Origin of the sequence: Microbacterium sufflavum (assembly GCF_023091155.1) — a bacterium.
In the GTDB taxonomy this organism is placed as follows: Bacteria; Actinomycetota; Actinomycetes; order Actinomycetales; family Microbacteriaceae; genus Microbacterium; species Microbacterium sufflavum.
This window is the reverse complement of record NZ_JAHWXK010000005.1, coordinates 1-16,282: the sequence shown is the minus strand read 5'-3', so window position 1 is coordinate 16,282 and position 16,282 is coordinate 1. Positions and strand designations below refer to the sequence as shown.

23 protein-coding genes are annotated in these 16,282 nt (G+C 68.2%); 20 read left to right on the top strand and 3 right to left on the bottom strand.

Annotated features, from left to right (window positions below):
* Positions 1 to 291: helix-turn-helix domain-containing protein (locus KZC56_RS17570; RefSeq protein WP_247639178.1), on the bottom strand; the 291-nt coding region annotated here is incomplete at its 3' end.
* An 84-nt stretch (positions 292 to 375) separates the two neighbouring features.
* On the opposite strand from KZC56_RS17570, the gene KZC56_RS17565 reads away from it, so the two are divergent.
* From KZC56_RS17565 to KZC56_RS17475, 20 genes are all read left to right on the top strand, one after another.
* The gene (locus KZC56_RS17565) at positions 376 to 573 is read left to right on the top strand and encodes a helix-turn-helix domain-containing protein (RefSeq protein WP_247639177.1); all 198 of its coding nucleotides are present in this window, start codon (positions 376 to 378) and stop codon (positions 571 to 573) included.
* Entirely contained in the window at positions 570 to 1,160 is a 591-nt protein-coding gene (locus KZC56_RS17560; RefSeq protein ID WP_247639176.1) for a helix-turn-helix domain-containing protein, read from the top strand. Before KZC56_RS17565 ends, KZC56_RS17560 begins: the two co-directional genes overlap by 4 nt.
* Positions 1,157 to 1,465 (top strand): hypothetical protein, encoded by a 309-nt coding sequence (locus tag KZC56_RS17555; RefSeq protein WP_247639175.1) that lies wholly within the window; start codon positions 1,157 to 1,159, stop codon positions 1,463 to 1,465. The genes KZC56_RS17560 and KZC56_RS17555 overlap by 4 nt, the downstream gene beginning before the upstream one ends.
* Positions 1,462 to 1,644, top strand: coding sequence for a hypothetical protein (locus tag KZC56_RS17550; protein WP_247639174.1), 183 nt, complete (start codon positions 1,462 to 1,464; stop codon positions 1,642 to 1,644). The genes KZC56_RS17555 and KZC56_RS17550 overlap by 4 nt, the downstream gene beginning before the upstream one ends.
* Positions 1,637 to 1,771, top strand: a complete 135-nt coding sequence (locus tag KZC56_RS17750) for a hypothetical protein (RefSeq protein WP_281733626.1) — start codon at positions 1,637 to 1,639, stop codon at positions 1,769 to 1,771. Before KZC56_RS17550 ends, KZC56_RS17750 begins: the two co-directional genes overlap by 8 nt.
* The gene (locus tag KZC56_RS17545; protein ID WP_247639173.1) at positions 1,768 to 1,926 is read left to right on the top strand and encodes a hypothetical protein; all 159 of its coding nucleotides are present in this window, start codon (positions 1,768 to 1,770) and stop codon (positions 1,924 to 1,926) included. Before KZC56_RS17750 ends, KZC56_RS17545 begins: the two co-directional genes overlap by 4 nt.
* 396 nt (positions 1,927 to 2,322) lie before the next feature.
* Positions 2,323 to 2,514: a hypothetical protein gene (locus KZC56_RS17540; protein ID WP_247639172.1), complete on the top strand. Its 192-nt coding sequence runs from the start codon at positions 2,323 to 2,325 to the stop codon at positions 2,512 to 2,514.
* Complete coding sequence (locus tag KZC56_RS17535; protein ID WP_247639171.1) at positions 2,511 to 4,130, top strand: hypothetical protein; 1,620 nt, start codon at positions 2,511 to 2,513, stop codon at positions 4,128 to 4,130. The genes KZC56_RS17540 and KZC56_RS17535 overlap by 4 nt, the downstream gene beginning before the upstream one ends.
* A gap of 239 nt (positions 4,131 to 4,369) precedes the next feature.
* Positions 4,370 to 5,461, top strand: coding sequence for a hypothetical protein (locus KZC56_RS17530; protein WP_247639170.1), 1,092 nt, complete (start codon positions 4,370 to 4,372; stop codon positions 5,459 to 5,461).
* A 2-nt stretch (positions 5,462 to 5,463) separates the two neighbouring features.
* A complete protein-coding gene (locus tag KZC56_RS17525; protein ID WP_247639169.1) occupies positions 5,464 to 7,230 on the top strand; it encodes a hypothetical protein in 1,767 nt (588 codons plus the stop codon).
* Positions 7,231 to 7,250: 20 nt separating this feature from the next.
* The gene (locus KZC56_RS17520) at positions 7,251 to 7,664 is read left to right on the top strand and encodes a hypothetical protein (protein WP_247639168.1); all 414 of its coding nucleotides are present in this window, start codon (positions 7,251 to 7,253) and stop codon (positions 7,662 to 7,664) included.
* A complete protein-coding gene (locus KZC56_RS17515) occupies positions 7,654 to 8,055 on the top strand; it encodes a hypothetical protein (RefSeq protein ID WP_247639167.1) in 402 nt (133 codons plus the stop codon). The genes KZC56_RS17520 and KZC56_RS17515 overlap by 11 nt, the downstream gene beginning before the upstream one ends.
* 6 nt (positions 8,056 to 8,061) lie before the next feature.
* On the top strand, positions 8,062 to 8,472 hold the full coding sequence (locus tag KZC56_RS17510) for a hypothetical protein (RefSeq protein ID WP_247639166.1): 411 nt from the start codon (positions 8,062 to 8,064) through the stop codon (positions 8,470 to 8,472).
* Between the two features lie 12 nt (positions 8,473 to 8,484).
* Positions 8,485 to 8,964 carry a hypothetical protein gene (locus tag KZC56_RS17505; RefSeq protein WP_247639165.1) on the top strand — a complete coding sequence of 160 codons (480 nt, stop codon included), beginning with the start codon at positions 8,485 to 8,487 and terminating at the stop codon, positions 8,962 to 8,964.
* A 1-nt stretch (position 8,965) separates the two neighbouring features.
* Positions 8,966 to 10,354: a hypothetical protein gene (locus tag KZC56_RS17500; protein WP_247639164.1), complete on the top strand. Its 1,389-nt coding sequence runs from the start codon at positions 8,966 to 8,968 to the stop codon at positions 10,352 to 10,354.
* Position 10,355: 1 nt separating this feature from the next.
* Positions 10,356 to 10,718, top strand: coding sequence for a hypothetical protein (locus KZC56_RS17495; RefSeq protein ID WP_247639163.1), 363 nt, complete (start codon positions 10,356 to 10,358; stop codon positions 10,716 to 10,718).
* The gene (locus tag KZC56_RS17490; RefSeq protein WP_247639162.1) at positions 10,715 to 12,979 is read left to right on the top strand and encodes a hypothetical protein; all 2,265 of its coding nucleotides are present in this window, start codon (positions 10,715 to 10,717) and stop codon (positions 12,977 to 12,979) included. The genes KZC56_RS17495 and KZC56_RS17490 overlap by 4 nt, the downstream gene beginning before the upstream one ends.
* Positions 12,979 to 13,764, top strand: coding sequence for a tail fiber domain-containing protein (locus KZC56_RS17485; RefSeq protein ID WP_247639161.1), 786 nt, complete (start codon positions 12,979 to 12,981; stop codon positions 13,762 to 13,764). Before KZC56_RS17490 ends, KZC56_RS17485 begins: the two co-directional genes overlap by 1 nt.
* Positions 13,757 to 14,383 carry a M23 family metallopeptidase gene (locus KZC56_RS17480; protein ID WP_247639160.1) on the top strand — a complete coding sequence of 209 codons (627 nt, stop codon included), beginning with the start codon at positions 13,757 to 13,759 and terminating at the stop codon, positions 14,381 to 14,383. The genes KZC56_RS17485 and KZC56_RS17480 overlap by 8 nt, the downstream gene beginning before the upstream one ends.
* Positions 14,384 to 14,395: 12 nt before the next feature.
* The gene (locus KZC56_RS17475; protein ID WP_247639159.1) at positions 14,396 to 14,740 is read left to right on the top strand and encodes a hypothetical protein; all 345 of its coding nucleotides are present in this window, start codon (positions 14,396 to 14,398) and stop codon (positions 14,738 to 14,740) included.
* On the opposite strand, the gene KZC56_RS17470 is transcribed toward KZC56_RS17475, so the two are convergent.
* Entirely contained in the window at positions 14,737 to 15,009 is a 273-nt protein-coding gene (locus KZC56_RS17470; protein ID WP_247639158.1) for a hypothetical protein, read from the bottom strand. The two genes, KZC56_RS17475 and KZC56_RS17470, sit on opposite strands and share 4 nt — an antisense overlap.
* Positions 15,006 to 15,884: a tyrosine-type recombinase/integrase gene (locus tag KZC56_RS17465; protein ID WP_247639157.1), complete on the bottom strand. Its 879-nt coding sequence runs from the start codon at positions 15,882 to 15,884 to the stop codon at positions 15,006 to 15,008. Before KZC56_RS17465 ends, KZC56_RS17470 begins: the two co-directional genes overlap by 4 nt.
* Positions 15,885 to 16,282: the final 398 nt, after the last annotated feature.

Genomic DNA, 16,282 nt, shown 5'->3' with positions numbered 1-16,282 from the left:
CACCGTGGATGTCGTCGGTTCGATCCCGGCAGGGCCCACCGGATTCCGCGGGGCGTCACCCGACTCCAGCCACTCGACATCGACGCCAGTGGCCATAGCCCAGGCCAGCAGCACGGCCCGCCGTGGTGCGGTGAAGCCACGCTCATAGTTGCTCACCGTCTGTCGGGACACGCCGAGGTCCTGCGCCATTTTGGCCTGCCCGATGCCGGCGACCTCGCGTGCGAGGGCCATGCGGTGCTGAAGACCGAACTGGGGACGTCGGCGACGCTCTTCGATACTGGCGATGCTCATGTGTCAAACGATAGGACATGAGATAGGCAACACGCAAGTGTGCCGTGCTTTGACATTGACAAAGGTGTGTGGGAAGCTTTGACAATGACAAACGAAGCGACATTCGCCACGACGGCGGAGGCAGCAGAAACGCTCGGCGTGTCAGTCAAGACGATCACTCGATGGGTGGCATCAGGGAAGCTCTCACCCGTCAAGCGACTCCCCGGCAAGCGCGGAGCGATGCTGTTCGCCGGCGCGGACATCGAGGCGATCCTCGCCCGCGAGCCGTGGGCTGAGTCATGAGCCTCGAAGCCTTCATCTGGGTCTCCAAGCTCCCGCTCGACGTCGTTCCGCCGACCGCCTTCCGCGTGCTGCTGCTCCTCGCGAATCACGCCCACAGCGACGGACGCAACGTGTGGCGGAAGAAGTCCGAACTCGCGAACGAACTCGGGTGCTCGCTCAGGACCGTCGAGCGAGCCTTCCGCGACCTGCGGGTGCGCGGGCTCATCAAGCACGGCGACCAGCGCCTCACAGAGCACCTGCGCAACGACCGCAAGCCCGTCGTGTTCGACCTCAATTTCGAGTTCGGTCGCGAATACTCCGAGGCTCCGCTCTTCGCCAACGGCCCGACAACTGCTGTCGGTGCGTCGGCCTCTCACGACCCGACAACTGTTGTCGGGTCGCACGGCCCGACAAATCTGTCGCGACCCGACGAGATCAGGACCAACGACCCGACAACTGTTGTCGCACATAGAACCGTAATAGAACCGTCTAACTCATCTCTCGTAAGTACCTACAGAGCTGGTGTCGGGTCGTGCGGTCACGTGCTGATCGATGACCGACACTGCGAGCGAGGATGCTCCGCAGCCCGAGTGCAGGGAGCAGCATGAGAATCCACACCGGCACCATCACCATCACCGACCGCGTCGCTCTCAGCAACGACCTGTTCGAACTCTCCGAGTCGTTCGCCGAGGAAGCGAAACGCTGGAGGCCCACAGCGCGCCGAGAGCTGGAACGCAACTCCCGTCTCCTCGCCGAGATCGGACGTGGCGTGCTCTCCGGAGCAGCGGACTTCCAGCGGGCCGAGGCCTTCGCCGATGCAGGAGCCACGACACTGGCCGGCACCCAAGAGCAGCGTCACGCCCTCACGGCCCGCGTCACTCGCCGAGTGAAGCGCGGAGGCCTGTTCGCATGAACACTCCCGACTACATCGACCCCGCGGTCGGCATCCCGCTCGCCGCGATCCTCTACCTCGCGTGGTGGCTCACCGAACGCCACCACGCGCACAAGACCGGGGCGGGAGCGGCTGGGGCCGCTTGTGGGGAGCGCGCACGCACCCGCCCCGACCGGCCTGCAGGAGGCGACGATGCCTAGGCTCCTGGACGACCTCTTCTGCTGTGAGGGCGGCATGAAGCGCGACGAGCTCGCGCAGGCGATCCCGCCGGCGTACGCAGAGTGGATCGGTGCTCAGCTCCTCGCCGAGATCGGCGTCCGAGCATGACCGGCCTCGCGTGCCTGTTCGGCATCCACACCCCGATGCTCGTCCGCATCGTCGAGCACCGCGGCGGGCGCATGGTAGTCGTCGGCATCACGCGGTGCGAGCGGTGCGGCGTCCGCATCGCCGAGGAAGTCCGACCCGTCGAGGAAGAGCCGTGAGCGGCAAGCACCGCGACCCCGAGTTCCTGGCCAATGCCCGGGTGCTCCGGTCTCAGGTGCGATCGGCATGGCGACACGGCGAGGACGTGCACTGCTGGCGGTGCGGCAAGCTCCTCATCCCGGGCCGACCGTTCGATGCCGGCCACCTCGACCCGAGCGGCGGCAACGGGCGAGCCAACCTCGCGGCCGAATGCGTGGGATGCAACCGCTCTGAGGGTGGACGCCGCGGCGCCGCGATCACCAACGGGCGAGCGGCTCGAGCACCGCGACTCCCGACCGCTCGTCGTGCATCTCGTGAAGGCCTCGCACCTTGGTGACCGCGTCTTTTTTTGAGGGCCGGTGCAACCCCCGCCTTCGGCTCCAAGAGCAAAATCCCCCCCTGAACTGGAGAAAATCATGACCGTTCTGCGCATCCTCTGCCTATTCGGCATCCACCCTCGCCGCGGATTTGCGTTCGTCGGCGACGGCTGGAACGACATCTGGATTCGGGTGTGCCGTGAGTGCGGACGGCAGATGTACGGTCGCGAGGCCGAGCGCGCCTACGCCCGGCTCGACGCTGAGCGCCGCGCTGAGAGCGAGCACGAGTGAGCGCGCCGCCGACGCTGGCCGACCTGTGGTCGGAGGCGAACTGGCTGGAGTGGCGGTCGAAGATCGAGCACCTCGCGCCGATCCGTCTCGACGCGCTCGCGACGACGGAGCGCTCGCGCGGCGAGTTCATCCAGGGCGCGCACCTCCTGCGCCTCGACCACCGGGAGCGCGCGGGCGACGGCGGGAAGGGGCCGTCGCCGATGCAGCTCATGGTCGCGGACCTCCTCGCCGCGGGGAACTTCATGAACGTGATCTTCGAGCCGCGCCGTTCGACGAAGACGACCGCGGTCCAGGCGGTGATGCTCGGGCGGTGCTGGTCGCGGGAGGACTACACGATCGGGTGGACGATGTTCACCACCGGCTTCAAGGCGGGGCAGCGGTTCCGCGAGGACATCGTGAAGCACCTCGACAAGCTGTGGCCGGACCGTCGCACGAGCCCGGTCGCGATCGGCCTCTCGAAGGGCGGCGAGCAGCTGTTCTTCCGCGACACCGGATCGCTGCTCCTCGTCGGAACCCCCAACGGTGACATGTTCCGGTCGGGCGGCTTCGACATGGCCTTCGGCGACGAGGCCGGTGAGGCCGACGTCGACCAGGGCGAGGACGTGAACCGCGCCGTGATCCCGACGATGGACACGAAACCGGGCGCACAGTTCGTGCTCGCCGGCACCGGTCAGAAGTGGCGCACCGGTCAGCTGCTCTGGGACAACCTACACGACGAGGATGCCGCCGTCATGTGGCACGGCATCCCGGAGACCGTCAACCGTGCAGAGCTCCAGTCGTGGGAGCCAGATATCCCGCACCCGAAAACCGGCGCGACCGGTGGGCGTATGCGGGAGTGGATCGAGAAGACACACCCCGGCCTCGGATTCACCACGCTCGCCGACGCCCCGAAGCGATCGTTCGACAAGTTCCCGCTCGACGACTTCCTCATCGAGTACGGCGGCCAGTTCGGCACCGAGGGCGCCGCGGATGTCGCGCTCGCGCCCGCGCTCGTCGACCGCGCACTGCGCAAGCTCGCGTTCCCCGAGGTCGCGCCGGAGCGCTTCGCCGCGGCGCTCAAGGTGCACCACCTCGGCACGGCGTCGTCGCTGGCCGTGGCGTGGGAGTACGACGAGCCCGGTGACCTCGTGACCGAGGCGCTGGAACAGGCGGGGGAGACGGTGCCGAAGCGGAAGCGCGCGGTCGCTCTGTGGCACTGGCAGGAGGGACACACGGGCGTTGAGCGCGAGGTGCTGCTCCGGCTCCGGCGTTCACCGACCACGCTCTACTACGACGCCTACGGGTACACCGAGACCGTTGCAACGAAGCACCTCGCGAAAGCGAACCCCCGCCCCGTGATGAAGCCGACCAAACCCGGCGACATCCCGAGGTCGACCGCCGGTTTCATCAAGGCGCTGACGGACGACGACCTCGTGATCTTCCATCACGACAAGCTCGAAGCCGCGCTCCGCATCGCCAAGCGGCAGAAGTTCGGTAACTACGGCACGTTCCGATTCGGTCCGCCCGATGCCGATCCCGAGGCCGACGTGTCGCCGCTGGAGGCCGCCGCCCTGGCGCTGCACTTCCTCGACGAAGTGCCCACCGCCATGAAGCCCACCGACGTATTCGAGGAGTGACCGTGACCCGTCCAAGCATGATCGTCCTGGAGAAGAACCCGAGTGGCGTCATCGTTCGGTGCCGTGCGTGCGACTGGAATGCCTTCCGGTTCGACATGCAGGAAGCCCACGGGACAGCCGGCGCGCACGAGAAGCGAGCGCACCCCGGCGACTATCGCGCGCGCAACGCGGCCCAGATGTATAGACGGCGACACGCCGATACCGCGGGGAATGTGTAAGGTGCCCCTCACGCTCTGAGCGTGGGAATCTTCAAGAAGCAGATCGCGGCCGCGTACCCCGCCCCGGCGGTGCCCATCGCCGTGGCGTCGCCGTGGCAGCCGTCCGACGCTCTCCTGCAGATCACCGTCGACCAGCTCATCGCGTCGGAGATGCAGCAGGGCGTCGTGCCGATCACCCGCGACATCGCCCTCCGAGTCCCCGGCGTTCAGCGCGCGCATGGCGTCCACGTCACCATGTTCGCCGAGACCGTCTTCAAGATGATCGACCAGAACGGCGACCCGCTGAAGACGCAGCCTGAGTGGCTGGTGAACGCGCCCGAGAGTGGCGTGTCCCCGTACCACCGGAAGTTCGGCATCGGCTCCGACCTGTTCTTCAACGGGTGGGCCGCGCTCGGCTTCAACGACGACCCGCACGTCGCGACCGACGCGCTGCACATCCCGTTTGGGGCGTGGTCGGTCGAGGGCGGTCAGATTCAGGTGGACGACAGCATCGTCCCGGCAGCGTTCCGCCGTCACGTCGTCGCGATCCCGCTGGGCTACGGCGCGAACGGCTTGCTCGTCGATGGCATCGACACGATCCGGGAGGCGCGCCTCATCGAATCGGCGTACATGGACCGCCTGGAGAACCCGATCCCGCTCACGGTCCTCGGCATCCCGCGCGACGTGTGGGAGTCGTGGGGACCGGAGGAGCGCAAGGAGTACAAGGAACAGTGGGCGGCCGCGCGCAAGGCCAAGGGCGGCGCCGTCGCGCTCAAGGTCTCGGAGTTCCCCGTCGACTTCCCCGGCGACGTGGAAACGAACCTGTTCGAGTCGGGTCGCAACGCCGTCCGCCTCGACATCGCCAACCACACCAGCAGCCCCGCGAGCTTGATCGAAGGCGTGCGCCAGGGCGGCAGCGGTGGCGGAACCGAGATGCGCTATCAGGGCGTCGGCGAGGGTGGGGCGTCCCGCTCCGACCTGTGGGAGTTCGGCCTCGCGAAGCGGTTCGTCAACGCGTTCGAGGCGCGGCTCTCCCTCGACGACGTGAGCCCCAAGGGCCACACCATCCGCGGCGACCGGGCGCACGTCGTCGCGATCCCCGCCCCGACCACCAACCCCGCGAGTGAGGCCTGACCATGACCGTCCAGATCCCCATCACTACCGCTGACATGGAGAGCGCCGTCATCATCGACGCCGGCACGCTTGAGTTCTCCGAGCAGGACATGACCGCGACCGGCCTGCTTATCCCGTTCGGCGTCCCCGCCCGCTCCAACCTCGGCACGTTCACGTTCAGCGCCGGAGACATCGCACTCCCCGCCGATCTCACTGGCATGTCGCTGAACATCGAGCACAAGCGTGAGGAGGTCGTCGGCGGATTCACCAGGGTGTGGGAGCAACCGGACGGCGTCATGGCGACGTTCAAGTACCGCAACACCCCGGAGGGCCGCCAGGCGTTCGAGGACGGCAAGAGCGGCAAGAGGAAGCACCTCTCCGCCGAGGTCGCGAAGGTCCGCATTCACGACAACAAGGCGCTCCCCGGCGCCGTGCTCTTTGCCGGCGCCCAGGTCGAGCGCCCCGCGTTCGAGGGTGCGACGCTCCTCGCCGCCGAAGACACGCCCATCGACCTCGACGGCACCCTCGGCCCGGACGAGAACGGGCACCTCTCCGTCCTCTCCACGTCGCTCCCCGCAGACATCACCGTCTCCACCCCCGAGGGTGAGCAGGCGAACTACACCCCCGAAGCCGTCCCGGCCGAGGTCAACACAGAAGGAGGGTCCACCGTGACCGCAACCGCAACCGAGCCGGGCCAGGCCACGGCACCCGCCGTTCCGAGCACCCTGCTCGCCACCGCCCCCGGCCAGTCCGTCGAGCAGATCACCAAGGCCTACGAGCTCGGCACGATTTTCGCGTCCATCGCCGCCGTGAAGAACGGCGCCCCGGACAAGCACGAGGCCGAGACCCTGCTCGCCGCGCTGTCCGACATCAAGGTCAACGCCACCGGCGGACTCACCACCGCCACGAGCGGCGTCATCCAGCCCGCCTGGGTCGGCAAGGTCTGGCAGGGCCGCACCTACGCCCGCCGATTCATGGACCTCGTCGTCCACGCCTACGGCATCAACGTGTCCGGCCGGAAGGGCTGGAAGCTCGACCAGGGCACCGGCCTCGTCAAGCCGTGGGCGGGGAACAAGACCGAGATCGCCTCGGGCACGGGCAGCACCTCCGTGATCTCCGCCACCCGCCGTGCGTACGGCTGGGCAGCGGACTTCGCCCGCGAGTTCTGGGACCTCGACGGCGGGCAGGAAGTCGTCGCCGCGTTCATTCAGGGCGTGGTCGACTCCTACGCCAAGATCACCGACCTCGACGCGCTCAGCGACATCCTCGGTGCAGCGTCCGGCACGGTCAACCCCACCACGGGCGCGATCACCGCGGACGGGTCGCGCATCGTCGCCCCCGCCACGGACTACCCCACGGAGTACCCGGAGGCGATGGGGCTCGTCATCGACGCCATCGACGACGTGACCGACGCCGACGACGACGCCGCGTTCGTGCTCGTCAACAGCGCCGCGTGGCGGCAGCTCCGCTTCACGCCCAAGGACCTCGTCCCCGAGTACGTCACGTTCGCCGTCCGCGGTGACGGCACCGGCTCCGGCGACGGTGTCACCGTCAAGCGGGCGCCCGACGAGAAGTTCGACGCCGCCGGCTTCGACAACACGCAGCCCGCGGTCGCCGCGGGCGCGCACAACGCCATCGAGTTCCGCGAGCAGGGAGAGACGCCCATCAACCTCGAAGCGCTCGACATCGCCCGCGGCGGTATCGACAAGGCGGTCATCGGCTACCTGGAGACGTTCGTCGTCCGCCCGGAGTCGCTCGTCGCCCGCGGCACCGCCAAGAGCGCCGGCTGAGCAGGGCGGGAGCGTAGGCCATGACCGCCTGGTACAGCACCACGGATCAGGAGCGCCTCCTCAGCGCGTGGGAGGACGCACCGATCGAGGACGAGGAGACGTGCGGCTTCCTGCTGGAGACCGCGCGAATCCAGGTGCTGGCCTACGCTCCCGAGTCCGCCACCCTCGGCGCCGCCCTTGAGGAGACGCTCGCCCGGTTTGGCGCCTCCGAGCACCTCGCAGCGGTGCTCGCGCTCGTTGGCGCCGACCGCGCCGACCCGCCGTTCAACTACGTGTTCGCTCAGCTTCGGCAGGCGCAGAACCTGTGGAAAGCCGGGTCGGTCAACTCTCAGGGGCAGCAGGGCGTGGAGCAGTTCACGTTCACGCCCCGGCCGCTCGACAAGACCATCCGCGGCATCATCCGCCCCACGGATGGGAAGCCCGATGTCTACTGAGACCGTCCGCGAGTACATCGCCGCACAGGTCGCCCCCAACCTCCCCGACGACTGGAAGATCGACGCCGGCATCCCCACGCTGGGGGCGCTCTCCAAGCCGCTCCTGTGGATCGAGTACACCGCGTTCGAACCGCTCCCCGAGGCTCCGCTCTCGTCGATCAAGGTGACGGCGGACCTCTGCATCGTCACCAACCTCACCGACGAGCGCAAGGGCGAGGACGCCGCCGACGAGCACGTCGCCGCGCTCTACGAGGCCGCGCTCAGCGCGCGCACGTTCTACAGCATTACCGCCCGCAAGGCCGTGTTCGCCGACACGTACTTCGGGTGGCGCCTGTCCATCCAAGTCGCTACCACCAACCCCGCCACCACGGCACCCGCAACCGAGGAGTAACGCATCATGCCTCAGATCGAAGTCAAGCCCATCGTCCTCCGGGACTGCCTCCTCCGCGTCGCCACGGCCGACTACGAGAAGCACGTGTCCGGCGTCACGATCACGCCGACGACCGGCTCCGTGAACTGGGCGGGGCTGACGCCGGCCGCCGTGTTCAACTTCCCGGCCGCGACGACGTGGGGCGCGCAGCTCGACTACGCGCAGGACTGGGAGACGCCGGACTCTCTGTCGCGGTTCCTGTTCGACCACCAGGGCGAGGAGGTCACGATGCTGTTCGAGCCCGTCAAGGGCGGCCTCGGATGGGAGATCGACGTGGTGATCGTCCCCGGATCGATCGGCGGGCAGGTCAACGCCGTCGCCACATCCTCGGTCACGATGGGCGTCAACGGCAAGCCGCGCCCGGTCCCCGCCGCGTAAGGGGTGGTCGCGATGCGCCTGGACGTTCGCCGCAGCCGCGAGCTGACCGCGCTCATCCAGGTGCTCGCGACCATCCCCACCGAGGTCGCGAAGGAGGTACGGGCGCGCTCGAAGGCGGTCATCGTCCCCGAGTGGCGCAAGGGCCTTGCCGAGCGCGCACCGGGCGAGCGCATGTTCCATGACCGCCTCGTGAGCCCCTCGACCGCCTACGTCTCCGACCGCAACGTCAAGCTCATCGGCGGCGCCAACGGCAAGTTCCCGCGCGAAACCGAGTTCGGCGCGTTCCGCGAGGAGTTCACCGAGTACACCGGCCGACGCCGCGGGCGCACGTTCCCCGTTCGCCGCCGCGCACAACGGCAGTTCTGGCACTTCACCAAGAAGGGCCGCGTCGTGTGGCCGACCGCAAGCGACCTCATCCCGAGAATCGCCTCCCTGTGGATTCAGACCACCATCCGCACCGTCCACGAGACCATCGAGAAGGGCACCCGCTGACATGGCTGGCAGCAACCGGTTCGAGATCGACGGCGTCCTCAACGCCTCGGGTATCGCTAAGGGCGCCAAGGACGGCGAGAAAGCCCTCTCCGACCTCCAGGACGCAGTCGGTGACGTGGCCGACGAGAGCGGGCGCGCAGGCGGCAAGGTCGACTCATTCGCCTCGAAGCTCGTGGACGCCTCCCGGAAGGCGGGCAAGTCCGACGACGACATCAAGGACGCCCTGCGCTCGATGGGTCTCTCCGCCAAGCAGGCGGAGCGTGCTGTGGAGGAAATCGGTGACGAGTTCACCGAGACCGGGCGCGAGGGCGACCGTGCCGGCCGGAAGCTGGAGGACTCACTCAAGGACGTGCAGCGGCAGGCTGAGCGCGCGGCCGACGACGTGGGAGACGTAGGCGGCAAGGGGTTCGGCAAGCTCTCAGACGGCGCCAAGGAGGTCACGCAGGAGATCGGGCAGAACTTCGGTGAGGCCGTCTCCAGCATCCGTGACAACCTCGGTGACCTCGGCCAAGTCGGGCAGGACACTCTCGGCGGGCTCGCCGCCACGCTCGCCGGCACGGGACCGACCGGTCTCCTCGGCGCCGCCGCACTGGGCGCCGGCGCGGTCGGCCTCGGCCTGGTGACCGCCGAACTGCAGAAGCAGCAGGAAGCCGCCGACGAGATGCGCCGCCGGATCTCGGCCGCGTACCGCGGGGCGGCTGAGGACGGGCGTGCGTTCATCGACACGCAGCAGATCATCGCCGAAGGGCTCGACCTGATCTTCAACCCGGATCGGGCAGACGAGTACAAGAAGGCAGTGCAGGACGCCAACACGCTGGGTATCGACCTCTCCGACATCATCGCCGGAGCCAACGGCGACCTGGAGGCGCAGCGTGTCATTCAGGAGCAGATCAACGCGCTGCTCGCCGACGCCAGTTCCTACGAGGCGACCGGCACGACCAACCGCAAGACCCTCAAGGGTGACGTGGCCGAGATTCGTGACCGGTGGCGTGAGATCACGGACACCACGCAGGAGTTCAACGACAAGCTCCAGGTCGGCACTAGCTACCAGTCCGAGATGCTGCTCCGCATGGTCGAGGACGCCGGGGCCGCTCAGGAGGAGGTCGACGCGCTCGGCAACAAGCTCATCACGATCCAGACGGAACACGGTCAGGTGCAGGTCGTCATCGACGCCGAGACCGGGCAGGCCACGCAGAACCTCGCCAAGTTCCAGGGCGACGCAGACGGTGTCATCGCGAGCGTGAACGGCAAGCAGGTGGTGCTCCGAGCACGCGCCGCGGTCGATGAAGCACAGCGGCAGCTCGACGGGTTCGTGACGCGCAACAACGGGCGAGAGATTCGTGTCCGCGGTCGGCTCACCGTCGACAGCGGCGGGACGGGATGGGACTGACATGGCCTCGACGATCACACACGCCGCTGGCTCCATCACTCCCCGCGTGATCGAGGGGTACACCGCGACCCGCGAGGCGCGCACCGTCATTCACGACATCTTGAACCAGTCGAACCCCGACGTGACGCTCCGCGCCGCTGGACCGCGGCGGGGCTCGCTCAAGTGCGTCTTCCCCACAGAGACGGAGGCTGTCGCCGCCTTCGGCGTGTTCAGCGTGCCGCAGGTGCTCCTCCTCACCGACGCCGCCGTCCCCTCCGTGGGCATGTCGTTCGTGGTGGCGGAAGGAGACCTGACTGTCTCTCTCGACCCCGACACGCGCGTCGTGTGGATCGTGAACGTTCCATTCGTTGAGGTGACGGCATGACCCTCGCGCAGCCGTACTACGCCGCCCGAGTGCTCGGCCTCCCCGACGTTCCCGTCGCCGTGCGCGAGGACGCCGGCCGCATCGCGCTTGACTCCGCGCGCGCTCCTCACCTCACGGGCAGCGTGGTGCTCTCCGTGCCCGACCCAATCCTCCTCGACGACCTCGACCCGAGGGACGCGCGTCGGCTGGTGCTCGACGTGTATCCGGAATCGCACCTCGAGCCCGTGTACACGCCGTGGGTCGAGCAGCGTCGTAACCGGGCACTGAACCCGCGCGCGACGAACACCACCGGGTGGCTCAGCAACCAGGTGACGACGAACCCGTCGATTCGCGGCGTGACACCTCCTATCGCGCACCCGCTGGGTATCGCAACGGCGGTCGAACAGCGCTCGACCGGGACGAACTCGGCGCTCGTGACGCTCTACAACCTCGACTCGCTCGCCAATACAGGCACTCCCGCCCGCGCGATCGGCGCATGGGTTCTCGTCACCGAACCCGGCTACCGTGCGTACGGCGTTGACCTCCCGGCGAACGCATGGATGTTCATCCGAGCCACCGCCATCATCGCGGCGGGCGCGTACTCGTCGTTCTTCGTCAACCGAGTCAGCGGTTCGTCGTCGACCACCGTTCGCGCATACGTCACGGGTGCCGTCGTGGAGACCGGTGTGACGGCAGTAGGGGAGCCCTTCGACGGCGGTACCGATCCCTCCGGCGTCCTGAGTCGCACCCGCTGGCTTGGCGCAGCGAACGCGTCCGCATCAGTCATGGAAACCCGCACGCAGACGGGCTGGGAGCAGGTGCCTGACGGCTCGCCACGCTCGTTCGACCTCGGCATCCGCGAGGCGACGCCAACCCGCGAGTCCGCGACCGTGACGCTCCAGCTCGCATCCGACGAGGCCGTGCTCGACGACTATGCGCAGCTCGCCGACGACAAGGGCCCGCGGGCGCACCAGGCGTCGCTCCGCGGCGTGGTCAACTACGTGCTCGGCAAGATCGGCGCCGCATTGCAGCCGGGCCCGACCGACGCGGACGTGACCGCGTACTGGCAGGTCGTGAATCAGATCACGAACCCGAGGCTTGCCCTCGACGCCGTCGGCTGGCAGACAGGCTCTGGCGCATCGTCCGGTGGCCGGGTGGTGATGAACACCCCGCTTCCGCCTGTCGGCAACACCGCGTATCGCTGGACGGCGTCCGCCGGTGAGTCGAACGTCGTCCCGGTGACCTCGCGGTACCGGGTGACGCCGGGCAAGTGGTACGTGTTCTTCGCGTACATCTGCTCCGGCACCGCCCGCCAGGCGCGCGCCGCGATCCAGTGGTGGAGCGCGGGCGGCTCGGTCGCATCCTCGACCGCGCTCGGCGCGCTCGTCAACTCCGACGTGACCGCATTCCGACAGGTCGCCGTCATCGCGAAGTGCCCGCCCGGTGCAGAGGAGGCCGTGCCCTACGTCAGCACCCTCGCCAACGCCGCCGGCAACCTCCACTACGCGACCATGTCGATGCTCTACGAGGGCGACGAGCTCGTCGAGTACTTCGACGGCGCGACCCCCGACACGGCGCGCTATGAGTACGAGTTCCAGGCCGCCGCGCACAACTCCACGTCCACCCGCACGCCGACCGTCGAGCGCCCGCCTGCGGCGCTCACCTGGCGCGCCGGCGTCTCCGGGCTCCAGTTCCTCGCGCCACTCGTGCAGGCGTCCGGGTTCCGGCTCGTGTGCGACGAGCGGCGGCGGTGGACGCTCCGCGACGCCAGCTACCGGGAGACCGGCACACAGACCTTCCGCGAGCGGGTGAACATCACGCAGGCGAGCGAGCAGCTCTCGCGCTCCGCCGAGGACTGGTTCGACGGCATCGTGCTCGCGTACACGTGGACCGACGACGACGGCATCGAACAGACCATGTACGACACGTACGCGATCCCCGGTGCCACCAAGATCATCCGCCGCGAGATTCGCGCGCCCTACCCCGGCCCCGGTCGCGCTCAATACGCCGTCACGCGCGCGCAGGGCCGCGGGCGCACCGTCACCGCGACCAAGCAAGCCGACTGGACCGAGCACGCCGAACAGACGTTCTCCGCGCTGCTGGACGGCACGCCCATCCAGATCGGCACGGCCGACCGCGTCGAGTTCGACATCGGCGCGAACACCGTCACCACCACTTCACGGACCACCGACACGCCCCCGTCCGCCTGGGTGCTTATCCCCGCGGGCGATTCTTGGCTCGACTCTCCGGTCGGAGAGTCCTGGACAGAGGAGGCCATCTAATGGCAAACGGAGACGCCGCGTTCGCCGCCGGCATGGACATCCTCGACGGCAACGAGGACCGCCGCGACGGATGGGACGAGATCAACAAGAGTCGCGACTACGTCGCGCAGTTCGCCGCTGGCATCCGGTCGATCGCCGCCGGAGGAACCGGTGCCAACACCGCCGTGCAGGCACTCATCAATCTCGGCGCGCTCCCGAAGGCGGAAGTGTTCGACGGCACCGGCAGCGTGTTTAACAAGGTGCCCCGGTACGACGCCGCCGGCCGACTCATCTGCGCCGCCCCGACGGCCGCGAACCACGCGGTACCGCTCGGCACGGTGAACAGTCTCTTCGTCAACTACATCGCCCGATGGGGCGGCACCATCGACCAGGGTCCGCTCTACATGCCGGCGCTCACCGCGGTGACATCGTCGTACGTCGCCATGTACCGCAACGGCGACGGCCGCGTCGGCATCAGCCCGTCGGCGCGCCGGTTCAAGAAAGAAATCAAGGATCGGACGTACACGCGCGAGCAGCTCCGCGCTATCCGCGTCGTCTCCTACCGGCTCCGCGCGGACGTGTTCGGCGAAGGCTGGGAGGAGGCGCCCGTCGATGTCGGCGTGATCGCGGAGGAGCTGATCGACGCTGGCCTGTCCGAGTTCGTCGTGTTCGACGAGAACGGCGACGCGCTCAGCGTGCACTACGAGCGTCTCGCGCTCGTGGCGATTGGCGCGCTCCAAGACGCCCTCGACCAGCTCGACACCTTCGAGGACCGGCTCGCAGCCCTGGAGGCCGGCCGTGCCTAAACTCCCCGTCCCGTTCAGCAACCCGACCACCTACGCGGGTCACTCCGGCGTCGACTATCCGCAGCGCCGCGGCGCAGTGATTCGCGCATCCGGGCCGTTCACCGTCGAGTCTCTCGGGCACAACTCCCGAGGCGGGTTCTACATCTGGGTGCGCTACGACGGCGGCCCGCTGGTGGGCTACCACCACATGGATTCGCACGACGGTTGCCCCCGGAAGGGCTCGCGCGGAGTCGAGGGCACGCAGCTCGGTTACGTCGGCAACTCCGGTAACTCCACCGGCCCTCACCTTCACAGCGAGGTATCTGGCCACGCCACGACGGAAGGGTACTGGCGGTTCTTCGACCCCGACCGCGTCGTCGGTGCCGGCCACGCCGCCGGCGGCTCCGCCACCCCTACCCCCAGCCCCAACCCCATCGAGTCCGAGGAGGACGAAATGACCGCCACCTACATCAACATCCAGGGAAAGGCCGGCTCCCACCGCGGCGGCTGCTACGCGATCATGCGCAGCAACGCCGGGGTGCTGTTCGCCCGGTTCGTCTCGCCCAACTTCCTCGCGAGCGCACCCACGGTGCCCCTTGAGGAGTTCAAGGCGTGGTCCGACACCATGCCCATCAAGTAAGGACACCACTCAATGAACAAGCAGCTCATCTTCATCATCATCGCGTGCATCGCTGGCGTCGGGACGGTTGGCGTGTTCGTCATGCTCCTCATTCGGCCCGACGCGACCGCCACTCTCGTCAACTTCCTGTTCCAGCTCCTCGCCCTGCTCGGCGGGTTCGGTGGGCTGGCAGCGATGCAGGCTCAGCAGAACAAGGAGATCGAGACGATCAAGACGAACACGAACGGCACGCTCTCGCGCAAGGATGACGAGATCTCCGCGCTGAAAGCGAAGCTGGCCGAGCACGCGCCGCAGGCACTCGTCGAGGTCGATACCGGCCCGATCGACGTTAGCGACAAGCTCCGCCGCGACCTCTAGAACCCGCGCGCATACTCGGCCACCCGGTCAGGATCGTTCCAGAATGCCGTGAACTCGTCCTGACCGCGGTGGCCGATCATGTTGTGACAGATGCGCTCGCTGTCGAACGTGTCGCCGCTCTCCGCGTCCACGATCCCTTCGGGCTCGTGCTCGTCGTAGAAGGCGATGCACTCGGACCACGCGGCGTCGTCGGGGCTCGCCGTCGGTGCACACCCCGCGGCAACGAGCAGCGTGCCAGCAGTGACCAGGATCGCGGAGACTCGCCTCATGCCGCGATCTTAGCGGCAGCCCTCCCGGATCGAGCGGGCACCTCGCGCGGCGCGAGCGTGCGGATGCCGTCCTGCTTGCGGCGGTCGCTCACCTGCGTGTAGATCTGCGTGGTCGAGAGGTGCTCGTGCACGAGCAGCTCCTGCACCACCCGGATGTCGACGCCCTGCTCTACGAGGTCGGTGCCGAACGCGTGGCGGAGTGAGTGCGGGGTGAGCCTAGGGTCGAGGATGCCGGCGCGGAGCTTCGCCTTCGTGATGAGGTCGGTGACCGACGACGGGCGGACGTGCCCGGCGGAGCCATCGCGGGCGGGGAACCAGTACCCGTGGGGTGGCATCGACTTCGAGAGCTCGGCGATCACGTCATGCAGCGGGAGCAGGCGCACCTTGCCGCCCTTCACGGTCGTGCTGATCGTGCGCGCGGCGAGGTCGATGTCCTCGCCGCGGACGCGCGCGATGGACGACACCCGGAAGCCCTGGTAGTACCCGAGCAGGATCATCGCGCGCGTCTTGGCGTAGGCGCCGGAGTTGAGCATCGCGTCAATCTGTTCGGGCGTGAACGGCCGGGGGAGTCCCTTGGGCACGCGGACGACGGGCAGCTTCGTCGTGGGGTTGTCGGCGCGGAGGCCCTCGTCGTGCAGGAAGGTGTAGAACGCGATCAGCGCGCCGCGCTCGGTTCGGCGAGTGCCGGGGCTCACGTCGTCGTCGCGGCCGATGTACCGGCGGAGCGTGAACACGTCGGTGTCGACGAGCCCGCCCGTTCTCCGGGCGAAGGTCGTTAGGATGCTCCGGCGGTTGCGGATCGTGGTGGCGGCGAGGTTCTGGGCGCGCTGGTAGTCGATGAACAGGTCGAGCGCGTTGCGGTCCTTGTCGTGCATGGTCACTCCCTCGTGTGGTGAGGCCCCCTCTGAGCCTGTGATCTGACCGTATGGAGGCGCGAAATCGGCTCGCGACGACCGACGCGCCCAGGAATCACGGCGATTCGCTGAGCGCGTCGTTCACGCATGCCGGCGGCGGCTACGGTGTACGCAGTTGCCGCGCCTGGCGCTGTGTTCGGCGGCGGTCCGACACGCACTCGGGTTCGCGGCAGTAGAGCTGCCGCATGAAGCCGCTGAGCGACTGGGCGGGCTCGCGGTAGAACTCCGCGCCGCAATGAGTGCACGTCGACGCCATGTACATCAGGACGCAGCCCGTTCGCCGAAGAGGTCTACGATGGGTGCCAACCGTGGGGACTCCACCGTGGATGTCGTCGGTTCGATCCCGGCAGGGCCCACCG

Bases quoted from the DNA above. Each gene is read 5' to 3' on its own strand.
- KZC56_RS17565 (WP_247639177.1), top strand. From the start codon at position 376: ATGACAAACGAAGCGACATTCGCCACGACGGCGGAGGCAGCAGAAACG.
- KZC56_RS17560 (WP_247639176.1), top strand. From the start codon at position 570: ATGAGCCTCGAAGCCTTCATCTGGGTCTCCAAGCTCCCGCTCGACGTC.
- KZC56_RS17555 (WP_247639175.1), top strand. From the start codon at position 1,157: ATGAGAATCCACACCGGCACCATCACCATCACCGACCGCGTCGCTCTC.
- KZC56_RS17550 (WP_247639174.1), top strand. From the start codon at position 1,462: ATGAACACTCCCGACTACATCGACCCCGCGGTCGGCATCCCGCTCGCC.
- KZC56_RS17750 (WP_281733626.1), top strand. From the start codon at position 1,637: ATGCCTAGGCTCCTGGACGACCTCTTCTGCTGTGAGGGCGGCATGAAG.
- KZC56_RS17545 (WP_247639173.1), top strand. From the start codon at position 1,768: ATGACCGGCCTCGCGTGCCTGTTCGGCATCCACACCCCGATGCTCGTC.
- KZC56_RS17540 (WP_247639172.1), top strand. From the start codon at position 2,323: ATGACCGTTCTGCGCATCCTCTGCCTATTCGGCATCCACCCTCGCCGC.
- KZC56_RS17525 (WP_247639169.1), top strand. From the start codon at position 5,464: ATGACCGTCCAGATCCCCATCACTACCGCTGACATGGAGAGCGCCGTC.
- KZC56_RS17520 (WP_247639168.1), top strand. From the start codon at position 7,251: ATGACCGCCTGGTACAGCACCACGGATCAGGAGCGCCTCCTCAGCGCG.
- KZC56_RS17515 (WP_247639167.1), top strand. From the start codon at position 7,654: ATGTCTACTGAGACCGTCCGCGAGTACATCGCCGCACAGGTCGCCCCC.
- KZC56_RS17510 (WP_247639166.1), top strand. From the start codon at position 8,062: ATGCCTCAGATCGAAGTCAAGCCCATCGTCCTCCGGGACTGCCTCCTC.
- KZC56_RS17505 (WP_247639165.1), top strand. From the start codon at position 8,485: ATGCGCCTGGACGTTCGCCGCAGCCGCGAGCTGACCGCGCTCATCCAG.
- KZC56_RS17500 (WP_247639164.1), top strand. From the start codon at position 8,966: ATGGCTGGCAGCAACCGGTTCGAGATCGACGGCGTCCTCAACGCCTCG.
- KZC56_RS17495 (WP_247639163.1), top strand. From the start codon at position 10,356: ATGGCCTCGACGATCACACACGCCGCTGGCTCCATCACTCCCCGCGTG.
- KZC56_RS17490 (WP_247639162.1), top strand. From the start codon at position 10,715: ATGACCCTCGCGCAGCCGTACTACGCCGCCCGAGTGCTCGGCCTCCCC.
- KZC56_RS17485 (WP_247639161.1), top strand. From the start codon at position 12,979: ATGGCAAACGGAGACGCCGCGTTCGCCGCCGGCATGGACATCCTCGAC.
- KZC56_RS17475 (WP_247639159.1), top strand. From the start codon at position 14,396: ATGAACAAGCAGCTCATCTTCATCATCATCGCGTGCATCGCTGGCGTC.
- KZC56_RS17470 (WP_247639158.1), bottom strand. From the start codon at position 15,009: ATGAGGCGAGTCTCCGCGATCCTGGTCACTGCTGGCACGCTGCTCGTT.
- KZC56_RS17465 (WP_247639157.1), bottom strand. From the start codon at position 15,884: ATGCACGACAAGGACCGCAACGCGCTCGACCTGTTCATCGACTACCAG.